Raw genomic sequence first — 471 nt, forward strand, 5'->3', positions numbered from 1 at the left:
GGTTGCCGTTGCCGTCGGTGAGGATCACCGTGGCACCAGCCTCGGCGGTACCGGCGATCACGCTACCGTTGCTCGGATCGATCACCGGGGCTGCTGGCGCCAGCGAGTCGACGGTGGCGCTGGTGGGACTGCTGTTGTTGCCGGCGGCGTCCTGGGCCAGCGCATTGATCACCGTGCCATTGGCCAACGGCGTAGCGGGCGTGAAGGCCCAGTTGCCGCTGCCGTCGGCGGTGACCTGGCCGACCGGGTTGCCGTTGCCGTCGGTGAGGATCACCGTGGCCCCGGCTTCCGCCGTACCGCTGATGACGACTCCGTTGCTCGGATCGATCACCGGCGCCGGCGGGGCGATGGCATCGACGGTGACGCTGGCCGGACCGCTGGTGTTGCCGGCCGGGTCCTGGGCCACCGCGTTGATCACGGTGCCGTTGGCCAGCGGGGTGCCCGGGGTGAACGTCCAGTTGCCGCTGCCGT

1 protein-coding gene is annotated in these 471 nt (G+C 70.7%); it reads right to left on the reverse strand.

Translation table 11 applies throughout. The features are described from left to right. Positions 1-471, reverse strand: a 471-nt coding sequence (locus HMPREF2914_RS33045; RefSeq protein ID WP_256562286.1) for an Ig-like domain-containing protein, incomplete at both ends; no start/stop codon positions are given.

Source organism: Pseudomonas sp. HMSC067G02 (assembly GCF_001813485.1).
Lineage (GTDB): Bacteria > Pseudomonadota > Gammaproteobacteria > Pseudomonadales > Pseudomonadaceae > Pseudomonas > Pseudomonas aeruginosa.